Here is a 17,677-nt window from a genome sequence, read left to right on the forward strand (position 1 = left end):
TTCTTTTTGTGATATCCTATTTGACTTAATCAATAAAATAATTCCGGTCCATTTTCCCTATTCCCGATACGCTATTTTTTCGTTCTTAAACACTAAAACGAACAACACAAAGACAACAGCGGCAAATAACCCCGGATATATCCAAATGGTTTCCCAGGCGTGTGTTCCACTTTCCAGGAGATAGGCATCCGCAATCCTTCCGGCAATCCAAAACCCAATGAGCATCCCTACGCCATAGGTCGCCAGAGTAATCAATCCCTGGGCGGCACTTTTATACTTTTCCCCAGCCTTGGTGTCCGTATAAATTTGACCGGACACAAAAAAGAAATCATAACAAATACCGTGAAGGGCAATTCCAATGATCAACATAAAGGCGAGCCCCCCTGCATTTCCGTAGGCGAAAAGAAAGTACCGCACCACCCAGGCCAGCATTCCCGCCAAAACGGTTTTTTTAAAGCCATATTTCGTAAAGAACCAGGAGAGCAATAGCATAAAAAGCACTTCGGAAATCTGTCCAATGGTCATTTTTCCTGTTGGGTTGTTCATTCCAATTTCCGATAAAAAAGGATTTGCATTCTGATAATAAAAGGCCAGTGGAATACAAATCAACACCGAAGAGATAAAAAATACCAGGAAGTTCCTATCCTTTAAAAGCTTTAATGCGTCCAATCCCAATAATCCGGAGAGGTTGATTTTTCCCTCTTTGGATATTCGGGGTGGGGTCTTGGGCAGCGTAAAACTAAACAGGCCCAAAATGGCCGAAGCAACACCCACCATTAAAAAAGTATTTTTCAACATTCCGGCTGCCCTGGCTTCGGAAGAATCCCAGACAAACACATAACTGATGGTCAATCCGGCAATGATCCAACCCATGGTCCCAAACACCCTGATCGGGGAAAACTCCTTTGCAGGGTCTTTCATTTGGTTGAATGCAATTGAATTTACCAATGCCAAAGTCGGCATATAGAGGACCATATAACCCAGTACATAGGGATAGAAAACCAAAAAGTTCGGTGCCCCATACATTTGGTACATTAAAAATGCCCCAAAAAGATGGAGAACGCCCAATATCCGTTCCGCATTAAAATAGCGATCGGCAATCAAGCCAATAATAAAAGGGGCAATAATGGCACCCCAGGATTGCGTTGAAAATGCTTGGGCAATTTCACTTCCGGTAGCATTTAGGTTATCGCCTAAAAAAGTGCCCAAGGTCACGAACCACCCTCCCCAAATAAAAAATTCGAGGAACATCATAAAGGACAACTGAAATTTAACGACGGGCCTCATGGAATATACTAACAATCATCTTTTGTAAAAGATATAATCCAGTTGCTCCGGTACAATCTTATTTTTTCTAAAATCAGCAGCTATTTGTCCCCTATGGTGGGTAGAATGATTGATGATGTGGAACAAAACGTCCTTTAGTTCATTGGCAAATATCCTCCCTTCCGTTGTCTTGTAATCTATCCGCTTGGCAAAATCATCCGTATTTGTGATAATTTCGAAGGTCGTTCTTTGGTTCTCATAGTGGATCTCTTCCCAATTCTTTATGTCATGGACCTGCCAAACCCCATATTCCCAATCTTCATCCAATACCCTTTTATTCCAAATATGATGGGTGTTCAAAATATGACTGAACAGCCCTTGGCTTTTTTCAGGGAACTTCTTTAGGGCAACGGCTCGTTCAATGAGCTTTCTGTTGCAATAGAAGTTGTAATCAAAGAGTTGATGGAACAATGAGCGCATTGGCAAACAAGGTTTATGACATCGCTTTACCTGCCTTGATCAGCAAATCGCGGGTGGCAATGATCCCTTCTTCCTCACTAAGCCCTCTCCCTTCATATTCCACTCCTATGTATCCTTTGTACCCCGCATCCTTGACCAATTGGAGCACTTTGGAATAATCCGTATGCTTCTCATTGCCATTTTCATCAAAATCATGGGATTTGGCACTTACCGCCTTGGCAAAAGGCATGAGCTCTGCCATTCCCTGGTACCTGTCGTATTCTTCCAAACATTTGGTCCAATCGTCCTTGTCCCGTTCAATGCAAAAATTGCCAAAATCGGGCAGGGTACCACAATTCTCCATGTTTACTTGTTCCATAACTTTGGCCAAAAGGGCTCCGTTTGAAGAAAGTCCACCATGGTTTTCAACGATAATATTGATGTTTTTGGGTTGGGCATAGGTCGCCAATTTGGTCAGCCCATCAATTGAGGCGTTCATCCATTCTTCTTGTTCCTTACTTCCACTAAGGTTGACCCTAATGGAATGACATCCCATGGCTTGGGCAGCATCCACCCATTTATAATGGTTCTCCACTGCCGCAATTCGCTCTGCTTCATCGGCCGCAGCCAGGTTGCCTTGGCCATCAATCATAATGAGCAGGTTTTCCAAACCGTGCTTTTTGGCTTCCGCATTGCTTTTTTCCACGAAAGCGTTCATGGCGGCTTCAGAAAAATCCTCTTTTTCCAGTTCCGGATAGTACAATCCGCTGACATATTCAAGACCGGTAAACCCCCATGCCTTTGCCTTTTCTGCAAAGGTGTACGGATCTACGCCGTCTTCCCTAATCATTTTATTGATGGACCATTGCGCCAGGGAAAGTTTAAAAAACAGCTCTGGGGATTCCATCGTGGCTTTCTCTTCCGCCATAGTGATTTCTGTTTCTTTCTTTGCTTGCTTACAGGCAAAGGAACCGAATAGGAGCACTCCTGTTCCCATGGTTGCGGATTGATTGATAAATTTTCTTCTTTTCATTGATTCGGTTTGAATTTCTTAGTGTTACGGAATTGACGTTTACTACAACGTTATAGTGTGGATTTCTTAATTACCCTAAGGTTTAAATGTAGAAAATTAATTTAATATTTGATACATTTAGGAATTAAACAATGGCATTTTAAATGAGTAAATTCTATTACAACGAGGAACAGGAATCCTATGATGCAATTGTGGTCGGAACCGGCATAAGTGGTGGATGGGCGGCAAAGGAATTATGCGGGAACGGCTTAAAGACCTTGGTTCTGGAACGTGGGAGGATGGTGAAACACCGCGATGACTATAAAACGGCAAAAATGGACCCTTGGGATTTCCCCAATGGCGGCCAACCTACACAGGAAGACCTGAAAAAACAGGGAAAACAAAACCGTACCGGTTATACGACCAGAGCAGATGCCAAACACTGGTTTGTAAATGACCTGGACCATCCTTATAACGAGACCAGGCGCTTTGATTGGATGCGCGGTTACCATGTTGGTGGACGTTCCTTAATGTGGGGTCGGCAGAGTTACCGATGGAGCGACATTGATTTTGAAGCAAACAAAAAGGAGGGAATTGCCGTTGATTGGCCATTGCGTTATAAGGACATTGCCCCTTGGTATGCCCATGTTGAACGCTACGTAGGCATCTCGGGAGAAGCCTTGGGCCTTCCCCAGCTTCCCGACAGCGTTTTTGAACCCATGATGGAGCTGAACTGCGTGGAACAACATGTCCGCGAAAAGATTGCGGAACACTTTAATGGCCGGGTAATGACCGCTGGGCGTGTGGCACATATTAACAGTGACAAACGTTTTGAGGGAAATGGAAGAATACGTTGCCAATTTAGAAACCGTTGTATTAGGGGATGTCCTTTCGGCGCCTATTTCAGTAGCCTATCCTCTACCTTACCAGCGGCCGAAGCAACCGGTAATATGACATTAAGGCCGGATTCCATTGTGCATCAGGTCATCTATGACCCCAATACCAAAAAAGCCACCGGAGTAAAGGTTATTGACAGGATTACCAAGGAGGAATTTGAATTTAAGGCAAAGGTCATTTTCCTATGTGCATCGGCCATTGCATCCACAGCTATTTTGATGCAGTCCAAATCCGACAGGTTTCCGGATGGTTTGGGAAATGATTCCGATCAGTTGGGAAGGAACATTATGGACCACCATTTGGGTGTAGGTGCTGCAGGGAAATTTGACGGTTTTGAGGACAACTATTACAAAGGAAGAAAACCTGCAGGTATTTACGTTCCCAGGTTCCGAAACATTGGGGGAGCTTCCAATACGGATAAGTTTCTTAGGGGTTATGGATACCAAGGTGGGGCCAGTAGGGGGAACTGGGAAGACATCATCGCAGAAGTGTCCCATGGCAAGGAATTGAAGGATGCCATCCTAAAACCTGGAGGTTGGACTTTTGGTATGGGAGGATTTGGGGAAGTATTGCCCTATGAGGACAACCGCATGACCATGGATTATGACAAACTGGATCAATGGGGTTTGCCCACGGTGACCTTTGATGCCGATTTCAAGGAAAATGAATGGAAAATGCGCGAGGATATGAAGGAACAGGCGGTTGAAATGCTTACCAAGGCAGGGCTGCGTGATGTGGAACCGTTCGATGACCCTGGAGGGCTGGGTCTTGGAATCCATGAAATGGGAACTGCACGGATGGGACGTGATCCAAAAACTTCGGTCCTAAACGCATACAATCAAGTACATGCGTGTAAAAATGTTTATGTAACGGATGGGGCATTTATGACTTCTGCCGCATGCGTGAACCCATCTTTGACCTATATGGCTTTTTCGGCCAGGGCCGCCAACCATGCCGCCCAGGAACTAAAAAAAGGAACTATTTGATATGAAACGAAGATCGGCACTTAAAAATATGGGAATGGCATTCGGTTATGCAGCTGCCACTCCAGCCTTATTGAGCGTATTACAGTCCTGCAAGGAAAAACCATCCTATGCAGCGTGGGTCCCTTCGTTTTTTGATAGTGACCAAGGTTACGCCTTGGCCCAAATGGTAGATGTCCTGCTTCCAAAAACAGATACCCCTTCCGCAACTGAGGTCGGTGTACACCTGTTCATTGATCGGTATGCCAACGAGGTGCTCCCCAAGGAACAGCAGGAATTCACCAAACTCCTAATGGACAAGTTCATGGACAAATTGTTGAGTGAATCTGGCAAGGATAACCTAAGGGATATTGAGGAAGGGGATTTTGAGCCCCTTCTGAACAACTATCTTGCCAAGCGATCCGATGCCGAAGAGGAAACCCATGAAAAGGCCATTGGCGCATATATGGAGGCCAAGATGTCCGGTTCGGAAGCGGTATTGGATGACACTGTTGCTTGTTACACCTTTGCGGGAAATGTAAGGGAAATGGCTATTTGGTCCTATAAAAACTCGGAATATATTGGTGAGGAAGTTTTGGTTTATTTACCAATTCCCGGGGAGTATATTGCCTGTGGGGATGTGGATGAGCTTACACAGGGAAAGGCCTGGTCCCTTTAAAAAGCAATTGAATGGTTGAGGGTGTCCAAAAAGTCGCAACAATACTGAAATATCACATTGAGCACAGTAGAAATGCATTGATATTCAAAGGTTTAATTTTCTCGACTGCGCTCGAAAAGACACGAATATAGACTTTTTAGACAACCTCTTGGGACAGGTAATAAAAAACACCCCAAAAAGAATACCATTCCGGGGTGCCTTGATTAAATAAACACTATCACTTAAATGGACATCCAATAGATGATTGGACCGCCCATTTTCTTTAAGTTGCTAAGAACCGCACATGAGACAGTCATCATCGGCCTGTCCTTCTTTGGCCCTCGCTATCAATGCCGCCATCTCTGCTTCGGTCATTGGCTGAACATCAACTTCTTGCTGCGCAACAGGGGTTGCCTGTACTTTTAGATTAGTGGCTGCCTTGGGATTGGCCGCTTCAACCTCGGCTTCCGCCGCCACACTTATGGGAACCTCTTTCTTTTTGGTGTTATCCAAAGTAAATTTGATGGCATCCACTGCCGCTTTGGTCCTTAAATAATACATTCCTGTTTTTAATCCGCTCTTCCAGGCATAAAAATGCATGGAGGTCAGTTTGGCGTAGTTGGCATTTTCCATGAATAGGTTCAATGACTGGCTTTGGTCTATGAAATATCCCCTTTGACGGCTCATGTCTATGATATCCTTCATACTGAGTTCCCAAACCGTTTTGTACAATTCCTTGATATCCTCTGGAATACCATCAATATGTTGAATGGAGCCGTTGGCCCTCATGAGTTCCTGTTTCAAACCATCGTTCCAAAGACCAAGTTTGACCAAATCTTCCAAAAGATGTTTGTTCACTACAATGAACTCCCCAGAAAGCACCCTTCTGGTATAAATATTGGAGGTGTAGGGTTCAAAACATTCGTTGTTTCCTAGAATTTGGGAAGTAGAGGCCGTTGGCATTGGAGCGACCAACAATGAGTTCCGCACCCCATGTTTTTTTACCTCTTTTCGCAACTTGGCCCAATCCCATCTTCCGGAAAGTTCTTCATCCTTTATTCCCCAAAGGTTATGCTGGAATTCCCCTTCTGCCATAGGAGAGCCCTTATAAGAGGAATAGGCCCCTTCGGTTTTTGCTTCCTCCATGGAGGCGCTTACCGCAGCATAGTACAAGGTTTCAAAAATTTCTTGATTCAGTTTTTTGGCCTCATCGCTTGTAAAGGGCAAACGGAGCATGATAAATGCATCCGCCAGGCCTTGAACGCCCAATCCAATGGGTCGGTGGCGCATATTGGAATTTTTGGCCTCCTCAACCGGGTAGTAATTTCGATCGATGACCCTATTTAGGTTTTTGGTGACCCTTTTGGTGACCTTGAACAGTTCCTTATGGTCAAATTGTCCATTTTTAACGAACATGGGCAACGCAATGGATGCCAAATTACATACGGCCACCTCATCGGGAGAGGTATATTCCAGAATCTCCGTACATAGGTTTGAAGAACGGATGGTTCCCAGGTTCTTTTGATTGCTCTTTCGATTGGCCGCATCTTTATAGAGCATATAAGGGGTTCCCGTCTCTATTTGGGATTCCAGGATTTTTTCCCATAAATCCCTTGCTTTGATCGTTTTTCTTCCTTTTCCCTTGGCCTCATAGGTAGTGTACAATGCCTCAAACTCCTCACTGTGGTTGCTGAACAATCCAGGACACTCATTGGGGCACATTAAGGTCCATTCCCCGTCGGCCTCTACCCTTTTCATGAACAGATCCGGAATCCACATGGCGTAGAACAGATCCCGGGCGCGCATCTCTTCCTTACCGTGGTTTTTCTTCAGATCCAAAAATTCAAAAATATCCGCATGCCAAGGCTCGACATAAATGGCAAAACTCCCTTTGCGTTTTCCTCCACCTTGATCCACATAACGGGCAGTGTCATTAAAGACCCTAAGCATGGGGACAATGCCATTGGATGTACCATTGGTCCCGGCAATATAGGATCCCGTTGCCCTGATATTATGGATGGAAAGCCCTATTCCTCCAGCGGACTGGGAAATTTTGGCGGTCTGCTTCAAGGTATCATAAATACCATCAATACTATCCTCCTTCATGGCCAGTAGGAAACAAGACGACATTTGGGGTTTTGGCGTACCCGAATTGAATAGTGTTGGAGTGGCATGTGTGAAGTACTTTTTGGACATCAGTTCATAGGTTTCCAGTGCTGAGTCCAAATCGTTCAAATGAATACCAACTGCCACACGCATTAACATATGTTGGGGCCTTTCCGCTATTTTTCCATTGAGCTTTAGAAGGTAGGAACGCTCCAGGGTCTTAAAACCGAAATAATCATATCCAAAATCGCGGTTGTAAATAATGGTGGAATCCAACTTGTCCGCATTTTCGGAGATTACCTGATACACCTCATCCGAAAGCAGCGGTGCTTTTTTTCCCGTACGTGGATTTACATATTCGTACAAATCCTTCATGGTTTCGGAAAAGGATTTTTTGGTGTTCTTATGTAGGTTGGAAACGGAAATACGGGCGGCCAATTTCGCATAGTCCGGATGGGTGGTGGTCATGGTGGCGGCAATCTCTGCGGCCAGATTGTCCAACTCCGAGGTGGTCACCCCATCATATAGCCCTTCTATGACACGCATGGCTACCTTTACGGGATCCACAAGACTGTTCAGACCATAGCACAGCTTTCTGACCCGGGCCGTGATCTTATCAAACATTATTGGTTCCTTTCTTCCGTCCCTTTTAACTACAAACATTTTTTATACTTTAACAAGTGATACATTTTTTTATACCCAAACAGTAGGCGGTTCCCCTGTTGATTTGGCAACAAAAAACGGCACTCCCTTTTGGGGTTAGGGGTACTGCGCGCTGTGTGCTTTAGAAATCAGCGTCGAAGCTGATTTTCTGGGAATCCGTGTCTTTCTCCTTATTCAAAACACCGGCCTTTTGGTATTCCGAAACCCGTTTTTCAAAGAAATTGGTCTTTCCTTGCAACGAAATCATGTCCATGAAGTCGAATGGATTGGTGGCGTTATACACCTTCTCGCACTCCAATTCAACCAATAGCCTATCGGTGACAAACTCTAAATATTGCGTCATCAATTTGGCATTCATGCCAATTAAGCTAACGGGAAGGGATTCTGTAATGAACTCCCTTTCTATGTTCAGGGCGTCCACAATGATTTCCGTAATTCGTTCTTTTGGCACTTTATTGACCAAATGCTTGTTGTGCAGGTGAACAGCGTAGTCACAGTGCATCCCCTCGTCCCTGGAAATCAGCTCATTTGAAAATGTCAGTCCGGGCATCAACCCCCTTTTCTTGAGCCAGAAAATGGAACAGAACGCGCCCGAAAAGAAAATCCCTTCCACAGCGGCGAAAGCAATTAAACGTTCAGCAAAGCTTGGGGATTCTATCCAGCGCAAAGCCCAATCCGCTTTTTTCTTGATGGCAGGAAAGTTCTCAATGGCCTTGAAAAGGACATTCTTTTCCTTTTCATCCTTTACATAGGTATCTATTAAAAGGGAATACGTTTCTGAGTGGATATTTTCCATCATTATTTGGAAACCATAGAAAAATTTAGCCTCTGAATATTGCACTTCGTTTACAAAGTTTTCCGCTAAATTCTCATTAACAATACCATCCGAAGCGGCAAAGAAGGCCAGAATGTGCTTTATAAAATAACGCTCATCGTCGCTCAATTTTGTATTCCAATCCGTTAAATCCTGGTGCAGATCAATTTCTTCCGCTGTCCAAAAACAAGCCTCACATTTTTTGTACCATTCCCACAAATCGTGGTGTTTAATGGGAAAAATTACAAATCTATCTTCATTTTCTTCCAATATAGGCTCAATGGCAGTGGACATAAGTATGCTGTTTTTTAAGGTGTTTAGTATGTTTGAATGAAAATTACCTTGCGGTACTGACTAACAAAGATTGGAAAATGTCGCTTACGAGTAAAGTTTGTTTAAGCAAAACGCTTGTAAAGTTTTTAACACCAGTTGTTGAAATGTAGTTTTTAGGCAGGCACAATCCGGCATTGCCTTAAATCCACCTAACTTTCGGATTTTCAACAAAAAAGCAATAAAATAAAAAAGACCAAAACGTATAAAAAACATACCTTTTGGTCTTATCTATGGATTTACCACCAAACCGTACGGCCAATATCACTTTAAACGCTTAACCCTTTAGGTAGTTCCCCCGAAACCTAAAAAGGCCATCGCCAAAGTGACGTTAACTATTTTGTACATTCACATGCTTGCGCATATTTTTGGCGGCCGTACGATGGTTGGTAAGTTTCATCCGTATTTCCTACTCATTGATGGCAACCTCTTGAATATTACCTTGCTTTTCGGTGTTTTCCAACACTACGGCAAAAACCAAGGTGGCCAACAATAGAATGAACAATAGTAGACACTTTCTCATTTGGTTAGAGCTTTTTGGTCTCCTAAAATTAATGAGCAGGTTCCCCAAAAAGTTGGTCAATGTATAATTGGTAGAAAAATTTGTACGGATGGGAATACGAATACGTAAAAACATCGGAAATTGGGATTTCCCATAGGTACGGGCCCAATCCATTTTTGTATATTTTATGTCCAGTTATAACTGCATAATGCCCAGATGCACATAATTCTGTATAAATAAAGGGGAATAATCCTATTTTTATTGGCTCATATTTATCTTATCCATGTTGGAAGCGGTTTTAGTCGACGATGAAGCGAAAGCTTTGGAAAGCCTGAGTTGGGAACTCAGTAATTTGAGTGATGAAGTAAAAGTGGTGGCTTCTTTTACCAATGCCCATGAAGCTTTGGGATATCTTGAAAAAAACACACCGGACTGCCTTTTTTTGGATATTGAAATGCCAATTATGGACGGCTTTCAATTTATTAAGAACCTTAAGAACAAAAATTTTCCGGTGATCATCACCACGGCCTATAACCAATATGCCCTAAAGGCCTTGAAGAATGAAGCAATCGACTACTTATTAAAACCTATTGACAGTGACGATCTAAATGATACCATCACCAAAATAAAAAAATTCAACAGCAAGAACCAGACCGCAGAAAAGTTGGAGCAAATCCTACTCAATTTCAATTCAAAATCCCTGGACAAGAAGATAACCATCAATACGGATGGCAAACTCCTTTTTCTGGAAAGTGAAGAAATTCTGTATGCCGAATCGGATGGAAATTACAGTACATTGTACCTGGAAGGTGGGCAAAAAATATTATTGACCAAAAAGCTTAAGGAAGTTAATCAGATCCTGCCCTCAGAGTCTTTTTTTAGGATACACAATTCGTTTATCGTCAACCTTGGAAAGATAAAGGAGTTTTTAAAAACCGATGGTTATGTCGTATTGAAGACCAACCATAAAATTCCCGTTTCCCGACAGAAAAAATCGGATTTTCTGGATTTACTATAACCCATGTGAATGCCCTATTATTTTAAAACTAAACACAATCATAACTACACGGTAAGGCCAAGAACAATTCTTGGTCTTATTTTTATTATGGCCTGTTTGGTTTTTGTATCCTTTACGCCCCAAAATGCGGAGTTGGATACGACGATCAGGGAATTTCTGGAGCTCAATCCAAAATCCTATCAAAAAATAGACGGTGCCTTACGACCCTTTAAAAGGGATACCGTTGCCCTGAATGCCATCTTAAGTTTCCTTAACGCATCCCAACATCCGGAAGCGCTGTCCTATGCCCTAAACCAAAAAGGTACGGTTTACCGAAACCTTTCCCAATTCAAAAAAGCCGTGGCATTGCATCAAAATGCCCTGGATGTGGCAAGGGAAGTGGACAATAAGGAATTTATTGTGTTTAGTCTTAATATGTTAGGGGTGGTTTATACAAGAACAGATGCTATAAAAACTGCTTTGGATTACAATCAGAGGGCCTTGGAAGTCGCAGAATCCATCGATGATCCTTCATATCACATCAAACGTAATGTAAATATTTCCTTGAATGGTATTGGTAATCTTTATAAGGCCTTGGGACAATATGATTTGGCCATTTCACAGTTCGAAAGGGCCCTGGAACTGGAAGGGCAACTTGGGAACAAACTGGGGCTTGCCATTGACAACCAAAACATTGGGGAATGTCTGGAGCTAAAGGGAAACCTGGAAGAGGCATTAAAGCGATACCAAAAATCCTTGGCGCTCAATGAAGAAATCAAAAATAACTATGGAAGGGTCATTTGCAAAAACGCGATTGCCCAGGTTTACTTAAAACAAGGATCGCCCAATAAAGCCCTGGAACTTTTGGAACAGCTTGCGGAACCCATTTCAAAAATCAAGGATAAGTTTATTTGGTCATCCATTCTTAGCAATACGGGTTGGGCGAACATGGAAGTGAACAATTATGACATAGCCGAACGGAAAATGAAGGAAGGCCTTAAAATGGCAGCAGAGAACACCCTGCCGAGCCAGGTCATCTATGCCCAAAGATTGTTGTCCCAATTGGAGGCCAAAAGGGGGGATTATAAAAAAGCATTGGACTATTACAAGGAAGCTGAAAAATTTGACAATGAACTAAAGGACGATCGTAACCTTCGTTATATCAACGATCTTATCCTTAGGTATGAAACCGAAAAGCGGGATAACCAAATTTCCAATTTGGCCAATGAAAACGAATTGGTGAAACTTCGCTTACGCAGAAATCAAACCACTATTTTGGTAAGCACCTTGGTGATTGGCCTGGTAGGGACCATTCTGTTTATCATGTATCGCCAATACCAATCCAACTACGAGAAAAGGGTCATGGGATTGGAACAGAACATGCTCAGGAGCCAAATGAACCCCCATTTTTTGTTCAATTCCTTAAATTCCATAAAGCTTTATATCATCAACAATGATAAAAAGAACGCGGTCCATTACTTGAACAAATTCTCCAAATTGGTCCGGCGGATCTTGGATGGTTCCAGTCTTAAGGAGACGACACTGGCAGAGGAACTGGAAACCGTGGAACTGTATCTCAACATTGAGAACATCCGTTTTTCCGAAGGTATTGCCTATTCCATAAACGTTGAAGATGGTATTGATACGGAAACCACCAAAATCCCATCGCTGGTGCTCCAGCCATTTTTGGAAAATGCCATTTGGCACGGACTTTCTGCCAAAGAGGGCGAAAAAAACCTTTGGCTCAATATTTCCAGAAAAGACGATGTCCATATGCTCATCAGCATTATAGATAATGGGGTGGGCAGGGCCACATCGGAAAAAATTAAGGAAAACAGGGTGTTAAAAAGGAAATCGGTCGGTATTGACATCACCAAGGAGCGATTGGCCAATTTTGCCAAGGACTATCAGTACGGCTTTGATGTGGAGATCATTGATCTTTACGATGATGAGGGCAACCCAAAGGGGACCAAAGTAGTTTTGGAAATCCCGACTATTTAGCATGCTCCTTCGCAACTTCCTCCAACTCTGCATACCAGGATTCCCCAAATTTTCTGATCAGGGCCTCCTTTACAAATTTATAAATGGGCACCTTGAGTTCGTTCCCCAGCGCACAGGCAGGGTCACATATTTCCCATTTATGGTAATTTACCGCTGTAAACTCGGAGTATTTTCGTGTGCGGACGGGGTATAAATGGCAGGAAATTGGTTTTTTCCAATCAGTGGCACCTTGATGGTACGCTTCTTCGAGACCACATTTGGCAATACCCCTATCATCAAAAATAACATAGGCACATTCATTATTGTCCACCAGGGGGGTTTCCCATTCCCCGTCATCGCCCTTCACAAAAGTTCCTTGTTCCTCAATAACGGCAATGCCCTTGGCACTTAAGTAAGGCCTTACCTTCTCAAAAAGGGCATCAAGAATTTTGGTTTCCCCGTCCTCCAAGGGAGCTCCGGACTGGCCGTCCACACAGCAGGCCCCTTTACAGGCATTGAGGTTACATACAAAATCCTTATCCAAAATCTCTTCGGAAACAACGGTATTTGAAATCTGAAACATGGCTAAAATTATACAACAAATTTAATGTTAACCCAATAATCCAATCCTACTTTTTTGCTCGTAGATTTGCAACCAAATTTTTTGAAATGAATCTTAGCTTTAAGGAAATCGCAACGGCCAGTATGGTTTTATTTGCCGTAATCGATATTTTGGGAAGCGTTCCCATTATCATTTCGTTACGAAACAAGGTGGGCCACATTCAATCTGAAAAGGCTTCCCTGGTCGCTGCCGGAATTATGGTGGCCTTTCTGTTTGTAGGGGAACGTATCCTCCATTTAATTGGGATCGATGTGAATTCCTTTGCCGTTGCCGGTGCTTTTGTCATTTTCTTTCTGGCGGTAGAAATGATTTTGGGCATTACCTTGTTCCGGGACGACGAGCCCGAAACGGCGTCCATTGTCCCTATTGCCTTTCCTTTGATCGCAGGGGCCGGAACCATGACGTCCATTTTGGCGCTAAGGGCCGAGTATGCCGTTCAAAACATTGTGGTCGCCATCTTAGTGAACGTCCTCTTTGTGTACATCGTCCTAAAATCTTCCCGAAAAATAGAAAAAGTACTGGGGAAAAATGGCCTTAGCGTTATCCGAAAGGTTTTTGGTGTAATTTTGTTGGCCATAGCCGTTAAGCTGTTCGCCACCAATGCAAGTGAGCTATGCTAATGATCAAAACATGAATAAAACCGTACTTGCGATACTGATTTTTTTGGCCTTGGGGTTAATGGCGTATAACATTACCCTATTGGACTTTGAGGATCCTTTTGAAGGTGACAGTCTTGTGGCGTGCATCGGTATTGTGGCCTCTACATGTGCTATATTGCTCTTGCTCATTTTTTCGAACTCAAAAAAAATTGAGCGGAAACTCAAGGATAAATAGCCTATTTCCGAAGTGGCTCCTCCAATGTGGCCTCCAATTCCCTTTCGTTCAATTCCAATATTTTTTTGAGCATATGATCATGGGCCGATCTTATCTGTGATGCCAGGTTTGGGGAATATAATTGTTCTGCGATATTGGCCTTGATATAGGTCTTTATTTTTTGCTCATTGCCATAGAAATCCATCTTTATATTTCTATTGAGGAGATAGTCAATGAACCGTTCAAAGATAATGTCATCCACTCGGTACTCCTCCACAAATTCATTTTGCGGGTAATTGTAGAACCTGCTACGGTCCAATTCCAAAAAACGAAACACAAAATCAGAGAAAAACCCTGAGGAATCCAAACTTTCCACTTTCTCTTCATCCAGAGTGCCTATGGGTACAAAAACATCCGGAATGATCCCTCCGCCACCATAGACCACTTTCCCTTTTGGCGTAATGAACTTAAGGGAATCGGCAACTTTGATGCTGTCTACGGAAACCAACTCCCCACTGTTGTAACGATCCAGGAACTTTTGATAATAATCCTCGCTGCCATTGGCATAGGGCCGTTGAATGGAACGTCCTGTTGGGGTATAATATCGTGATACGGTCAAACGAACGGCGGAACCGTCACCCAAATCCATTTCGCGCTGTACGAGCCCTTTTCCGAATGACCTACGCCCTACTATGGTTCCTACATCGTTGTCCTGAAGGGCCCCGGCGATAATTTCACTTGCAGAGGCGGAACGCTCATTGATCAACACGTACACGGGTCTATTCTCAAAAGCCCCGCGATTGGTGGCATAGGCCCTATCCACTTTCCCTTTTTTGTTCTTGGTAAAAAGAATGAGCTTTCCCTCTTCCAGGAATTCATCGGCCATTTTTTCGGCAATGCCCAAATACCCCCCTGGATTGTCCCTTAAATCCAATACCAGTTTTTTTGCCCCCCTTTTTTCCAAATCGAAAAGGGCACTTTTGAATTCCTTAAAAGTCGATTCCGCAAATCGATTGATTCTAAGGTAACCCACATCATTGGTAAGCATAAATTGGGCATCCACGCTTCGTATGGGCACCACGTCCCTTTTTAGGGTAACGTTAAAGGCTTTATTTTCCGACTTGCGATAGATTTTTAATTTGACCTTGGTGCCACTTTGTCCCTTTAGCTTTTCCACAAGTCGGTTATTGGGAATGCGTTTTCCAAAAAGCGTATCCCCATCGGCCATCAAGATCTTATCCCCGGCCTGAATTCCTTTTTCATAGCTGGGCCCATCCTTTATGGTCCGCACTACGGTAACGGTATCCCTAAACTTATTGAAACGTATGCCGATCCCCACAAAATCACCTTTCATACTTTCCTCAATGGCCGCCATTTGATCTTTGGGAATGTAAACGGAATGTGGATCCAACTTATCCAGAATATTGTTTACGGTAATATCCACAATACTATCCGTATCAATATCATCCACATATTCATAATCTATATAATCAATAAGCCGGTTGAGCTTATCTTTTTTGGAATTGGTGGAAAAAAGCTTTTCCGGGGTGTCGTTAAAGTGCAATTTCCCTCCAATAAAAATGCCCATGGCCAATGCCAGCGCCAAAACCGTGGGCCAGATATATCCGTATTTCTTTTTCATAGCAATTTATTGGGCCAGTTCTTCAATAATGGGCAAATGCAATAACTCCACGCCTGCCCTTTCCAAAAATTTTAGCCCCGAATCATCTTTATAAGCCGTTTTGTATACCACTCGTTTTATTCCTGCTTGATGAATTAGTTTACTACATTCCCTGCATGGTGACAAGGTAATATACAACGTGGCCCCTTCACAGGACTGTGTGGATGAGGCCACCTTTAAAATCGCATTCGCTTCGGCATGCAAAACATACCACTTGGTATATCCTTCGTCGTCCTCACAATAGTTTTCAAAGCCTGTGGGCGTACCATTGTACCCATCCGAAATGATCATTCGGTCCTTAACAATAATTGCCCCAACCTGTTTACGCTTGCAATAGGATAGCTTCCCCCATTCCAGGGCCATACGCAGGTATGCACGGTCGTACTTTTCCTGTTTACTGTCCTTCATCAAACTAAATATACCTGCTTTATGGCCATCTCACAACACCATTCCGATAAAATTAACGTGATTGGTTAAAAAGGAAACGTATCCATCAACATTGGTATTGTAACCAACACGATTAAAATGGAGACGGCGAGGATAAAGTAGTTCCGTTTTAGACGTAATACATCCTGTGCTACAAAAGCCAATAACAACACGATCATGATGATGGCCACCTGGGAAAATTCTATCCCCGTGGCAAACCCCAAAAGAGGGGTCAGTTTTTGTTCCTCTTCGGCCATGAGCATGTTAAAATAGTTTGAAAAGCCAAAACCATGGATCAAACCAAAAAAAGCAGTAGCCAAGCCTATAAAGTAGATTCCCGTGTTCCCTTCGTTCTTAAGGATACGGTATATATTGAACAAGGCCGTGAGTGCAATGGTGACCGGGATCAAAAACTCGATCAATCCCACGTCCACTTTGAGCACATCGTAGGCAGAAAGTGCCAGGGAAGTGCAATGGGCCACGGTAAAAATCGTTGCCAATATCACCACTTGTTTCCAATTCTTAAAGGAAAAAGGGACTGCCAATGCCGTTAAAAAAAGGATATGGTCATAAGCGCCCAAGTCCAACACATGTTCAAATCCCAATTTGATGTAAAACCAGAAATCGTTCATCATTTCGAGTTTAAAGAGTTATCGTATTCGTACTTTTTCGAAACCATCAGTTCATTCCCCGTTCTTTCTGAATGGTTTCATATGCTTTTTGCACCTGCTTGAACTTCTCTTCGGCCCCTTTCTTTATGGCTTCATCCTGGGTCACTACCCGATCGGGATGGTATTTTTTTGCCATTTTCCGATAGGCTTTCTTTACCTCCTCATCACTGACCGACTTTTCAATTTCCAAAATTTTGTAGGCCTGGTCGGCCTCTTTAAAGAACATCGCCTTTATGCTGGAGAAATCATAGCTTCCTATCCGGAGAAATCCCGCCAATTGGGTCAGCTTGTCCAACTCCGCCTGGCTTACACGACCATCGGATTGTGCAATGCCGAACAAAAAATGCAGTAGTTGCAAGCGAACTTCATATCGGGTCCGTTGGTTGAGATAGCTACAAATGTGCTGGGCGGAAACCTCCCTCTTTTTGATGACCTCATTAAAGGTCCTAAAAATTGCGTTGGCCTTTTCCTTTCCATAGGTGCTCAAGAAATACTGCCGCACATAATCCAATTCCCGTTGACTAACGCTTCCATCGGCCTTGATCACAATGGAGCAAAGGGAAAGCAGATTCAATTCAAAGTCTGCAGGAGATACGCTGGAGCGGGTAAAGTCCTCAAAAACGGAACGCCCTCCACCCGATTTTCCGGAATACAGCCCGTCCAGCACGCTGCCCACAAAGAAACCGATAACCGCGCCTAAGACACCCCTAATAAAAAATCCGATGAAGGCGGCTGCCCATTTTATCATAGCTGATTTCCATTGAGGGCATAAAGATACAGTATTGCCATACATTAAAAGCGTGAAAGCGCTGTTAAGG

Annotated in this window: 16 protein-coding genes; 6 read left to right on the forward strand and 10 right to left on the reverse strand. The window is 43.3% G+C overall.

Annotation, left to right across the window (positions count from 1 at the left end; genetic code table 11):
• Nucleotides 1–57: 57 nt before the first annotated feature.
• From L0P88_RS08650 to L0P88_RS08660, 3 genes are read right to left on the reverse strand one after another with little or no spacing between them, the layout of a single operon-like run.
• Nucleotides 58–1,287 carry an MFS transporter gene (locus L0P88_RS08650; protein ID WP_247134196.1) on the reverse strand — a complete coding sequence of 410 codons (1,230 nt, stop codon included), beginning with the start codon at nt 1,285–1,287 and terminating at the stop codon, nt 58–60.
• A gap of 15 nt (nt 1,288–1,302) precedes the next feature.
• On the reverse strand, nt 1,303–1,746 hold the full coding sequence (locus tag L0P88_RS08655; RefSeq protein WP_247134197.1) for a DinB family protein: 444 nt from the start codon (nt 1,744–1,746) through the stop codon (nt 1,303–1,305).
• 13 nt (nt 1,747–1,759) lie between these two features.
• Entirely contained in the window at nt 1,760–2,758 is a 999-nt protein-coding gene (locus L0P88_RS08660) for a sugar phosphate isomerase/epimerase family protein (protein ID WP_247134198.1), read from the reverse strand.
• Nucleotides 2,759–2,901: 143 nt separating this feature from the next.
• On the opposite strand from L0P88_RS08660, the gene L0P88_RS08665 reads away from it, so the two are divergent.
• Nucleotides 2,902–4,620, forward strand: coding sequence for a GMC oxidoreductase (locus tag L0P88_RS08665; RefSeq protein WP_247134199.1), 1,719 nt, complete (start codon nt 2,902–2,904; stop codon nt 4,618–4,620).
• Nucleotide 4,621: 1 nt separating this feature from the next.
• Nucleotides 4,622–5,275: a gluconate 2-dehydrogenase subunit 3 family protein gene (locus L0P88_RS08670; RefSeq protein ID WP_247134200.1), complete on the forward strand. Its 654-nt coding sequence runs from the start codon at nt 4,622–4,624 to the stop codon at nt 5,273–5,275.
• A gap of 270 nt (nt 5,276–5,545) precedes the next feature.
• Here the strand turns inward: L0P88_RS08670 and L0P88_RS08675 are convergent, their stop codons facing one another.
• Nucleotides 5,546–8,023, reverse strand: a complete 2,478-nt coding sequence (locus tag L0P88_RS08675) for a ribonucleoside-diphosphate reductase subunit alpha (RefSeq protein WP_247134201.1) — start codon at nt 8,021–8,023, stop codon at nt 5,546–5,548.
• A 121-nt stretch (nt 8,024–8,144) separates the two neighbouring features.
• Nucleotides 8,145–9,131, reverse strand: a complete 987-nt coding sequence (locus tag L0P88_RS08680; protein WP_247134202.1) for a ribonucleotide-diphosphate reductase subunit beta — start codon at nt 9,129–9,131, stop codon at nt 8,145–8,147.
• An 821-nt stretch (nt 9,132–9,952) separates the two neighbouring features.
• On the opposite strand from L0P88_RS08680, the gene L0P88_RS08685 reads away from it, so the two are divergent.
• Both L0P88_RS08685 and L0P88_RS08690 read left to right on the forward strand, forming a co-directional pair.
• Entirely contained in the window at nt 9,953–10,687 is a 735-nt protein-coding gene (locus L0P88_RS08685; RefSeq protein ID WP_247134203.1) for a LytR/AlgR family response regulator transcription factor, read from the forward strand.
• Between the two features lie 9 nt (nt 10,688–10,696).
• A complete protein-coding gene (locus L0P88_RS08690) occupies nt 10,697–12,667 on the forward strand; it encodes a tetratricopeptide repeat protein (RefSeq protein WP_247134204.1) in 1,971 nt (656 codons plus the stop codon).
• Here L0P88_RS08690 and L0P88_RS08695 read toward each other — a convergent pair.
• Nucleotides 12,660–13,229: a DUF3109 family protein gene (locus tag L0P88_RS08695; RefSeq protein ID WP_247134205.1), complete on the reverse strand. Its 570-nt coding sequence runs from the start codon at nt 13,227–13,229 to the stop codon at nt 12,660–12,662. The genes L0P88_RS08690 and L0P88_RS08695 overlap by 8 nt on opposite strands.
• 86 nt (nt 13,230–13,315) lie before the next feature.
• On the opposite strand from L0P88_RS08695, the gene L0P88_RS08700 reads away from it, so the two are divergent.
• Entirely contained in the window at nt 13,316–13,888 is a 573-nt protein-coding gene (locus L0P88_RS08700; RefSeq protein ID WP_158778036.1) for a MarC family protein, read from the forward strand.
• Nucleotides 13,889–13,898: 10 nt separating this feature from the next.
• Nucleotides 13,899–14,102, forward strand: coding sequence for a hypothetical protein (locus L0P88_RS08705; protein ID WP_247134206.1), 204 nt, complete (start codon nt 13,899–13,901; stop codon nt 14,100–14,102).
• A 1-nt stretch (nt 14,103) separates the two neighbouring features.
• Here the strand turns inward: L0P88_RS08705 and L0P88_RS08710 are convergent, their stop codons facing one another.
• From L0P88_RS08710 to L0P88_RS08725, 4 genes are all read right to left on the reverse strand, one after another.
• A complete protein-coding gene (locus tag L0P88_RS08710) occupies nt 14,104–15,723 on the reverse strand; it encodes a S41 family peptidase (protein ID WP_247134207.1) in 1,620 nt (539 codons plus the stop codon).
• Nucleotides 15,724–15,729: 6 nt separating this feature from the next.
• On the reverse strand, nt 15,730–16,170 hold the full coding sequence (locus tag L0P88_RS08715) for a deoxycytidylate deaminase (RefSeq protein WP_247134208.1): 441 nt from the start codon (nt 16,168–16,170) through the stop codon (nt 15,730–15,732).
• A gap of 65 nt (nt 16,171–16,235) precedes the next feature.
• The gene (locus L0P88_RS08720) at nt 16,236–16,823 is read right to left on the reverse strand and encodes a HupE/UreJ family protein (protein ID WP_313791597.1); all 588 of its coding nucleotides are present in this window, start codon (nt 16,821–16,823) and stop codon (nt 16,236–16,238) included.
• 43 nt (nt 16,824–16,866) lie between these two features.
• Nucleotides 16,867–17,607 carry a TerB family tellurite resistance protein gene (locus L0P88_RS08725; protein WP_247134209.1) on the reverse strand — a complete coding sequence of 247 codons (741 nt, stop codon included), beginning with the start codon at nt 17,605–17,607 and terminating at the stop codon, nt 16,867–16,869.
• Between the last annotated feature and the right edge of the window lie 70 nt (nt 17,608–17,677).

This window comes from Muricauda sp. SCSIO 64092 (assembly GCF_023016285.1).
Classification (GTDB): domain Bacteria; phylum Bacteroidota; class Bacteroidia; order Flavobacteriales; family Flavobacteriaceae; genus Croceivirga.

Bases quoted from the DNA above. Each gene is read 5' to 3' on its own strand.
- L0P88_RS08655 (WP_247134197.1), bottom strand. From the start codon at position 1,746: ATGCGCTCATTGTTCCATCAACTCTTTGATTACAACTTCTATTGCAAC.
- L0P88_RS08690 (WP_247134204.1), top strand. From the start codon at position 10,697: ATGCCCTATTATTTTAAAACTAAACACAATCATAACTACACGGTAAGG.
- L0P88_RS08715 (WP_247134208.1), bottom strand. From the start codon at position 16,170: ATGAAGGACAGTAAACAGGAAAAGTACGACCGTGCATACCTGCGTATG.
- L0P88_RS08685 (WP_247134203.1), top strand. From the start codon at position 9,953: ATGTTGGAAGCGGTTTTAGTCGACGATGAAGCGAAAGCTTTGGAAAGC.
- L0P88_RS08650 (WP_247134196.1), bottom strand. From the start codon at position 1,287: ATGAGGCCCGTCGTTAAATTTCAGTTGTCCTTTATGATGTTCCTCGAA.
- L0P88_RS08700 (WP_158778036.1), top strand. From the start codon at position 13,316: ATGAATCTTAGCTTTAAGGAAATCGCAACGGCCAGTATGGTTTTATTT.
- L0P88_RS08710 (WP_247134207.1), bottom strand. From the start codon at position 15,723: ATGAAAAAGAAATACGGATATATCTGGCCCACGGTTTTGGCGCTGGCA.
- L0P88_RS08705 (WP_247134206.1), top strand. From the start codon at position 13,899: ATGAATAAAACCGTACTTGCGATACTGATTTTTTTGGCCTTGGGGTTA.
- L0P88_RS08660 (WP_247134198.1), bottom strand. From the start codon at position 2,758: ATGAAAAGAAGAAAATTTATCAATCAATCCGCAACCATGGGAACAGGA.
- L0P88_RS08680 (WP_247134202.1), bottom strand. From the start codon at position 9,131: ATGTCCACTGCCATTGAGCCTATATTGGAAGAAAATGAAGATAGATTT.
- L0P88_RS08675 (WP_247134201.1), bottom strand. From the start codon at position 8,023: ATGTTTGTAGTTAAAAGGGACGGAAGAAAGGAACCAATAATGTTTGAT.
- L0P88_RS08695 (WP_247134205.1), bottom strand. From the start codon at position 13,229: ATGTTTCAGATTTCAAATACCGTTGTTTCCGAAGAGATTTTGGATAAG.
- L0P88_RS08670 (WP_247134200.1), top strand. From the start codon at position 4,622: ATGAAACGAAGATCGGCACTTAAAAATATGGGAATGGCATTCGGTTAT.
- L0P88_RS08720 (WP_313791597.1), bottom strand. From the start codon at position 16,823: ATGATGAACGATTTCTGGTTTTACATCAAATTGGGATTTGAACATGTG.
- L0P88_RS08725 (WP_247134209.1), bottom strand. From the start codon at position 17,607: ATGATAAAATGGGCAGCCGCCTTCATCGGATTTTTTATTAGGGGTGTC.
- L0P88_RS08665 (WP_247134199.1), top strand. From the start codon at position 2,902: ATGAGTAAATTCTATTACAACGAGGAACAGGAATCCTATGATGCAATT.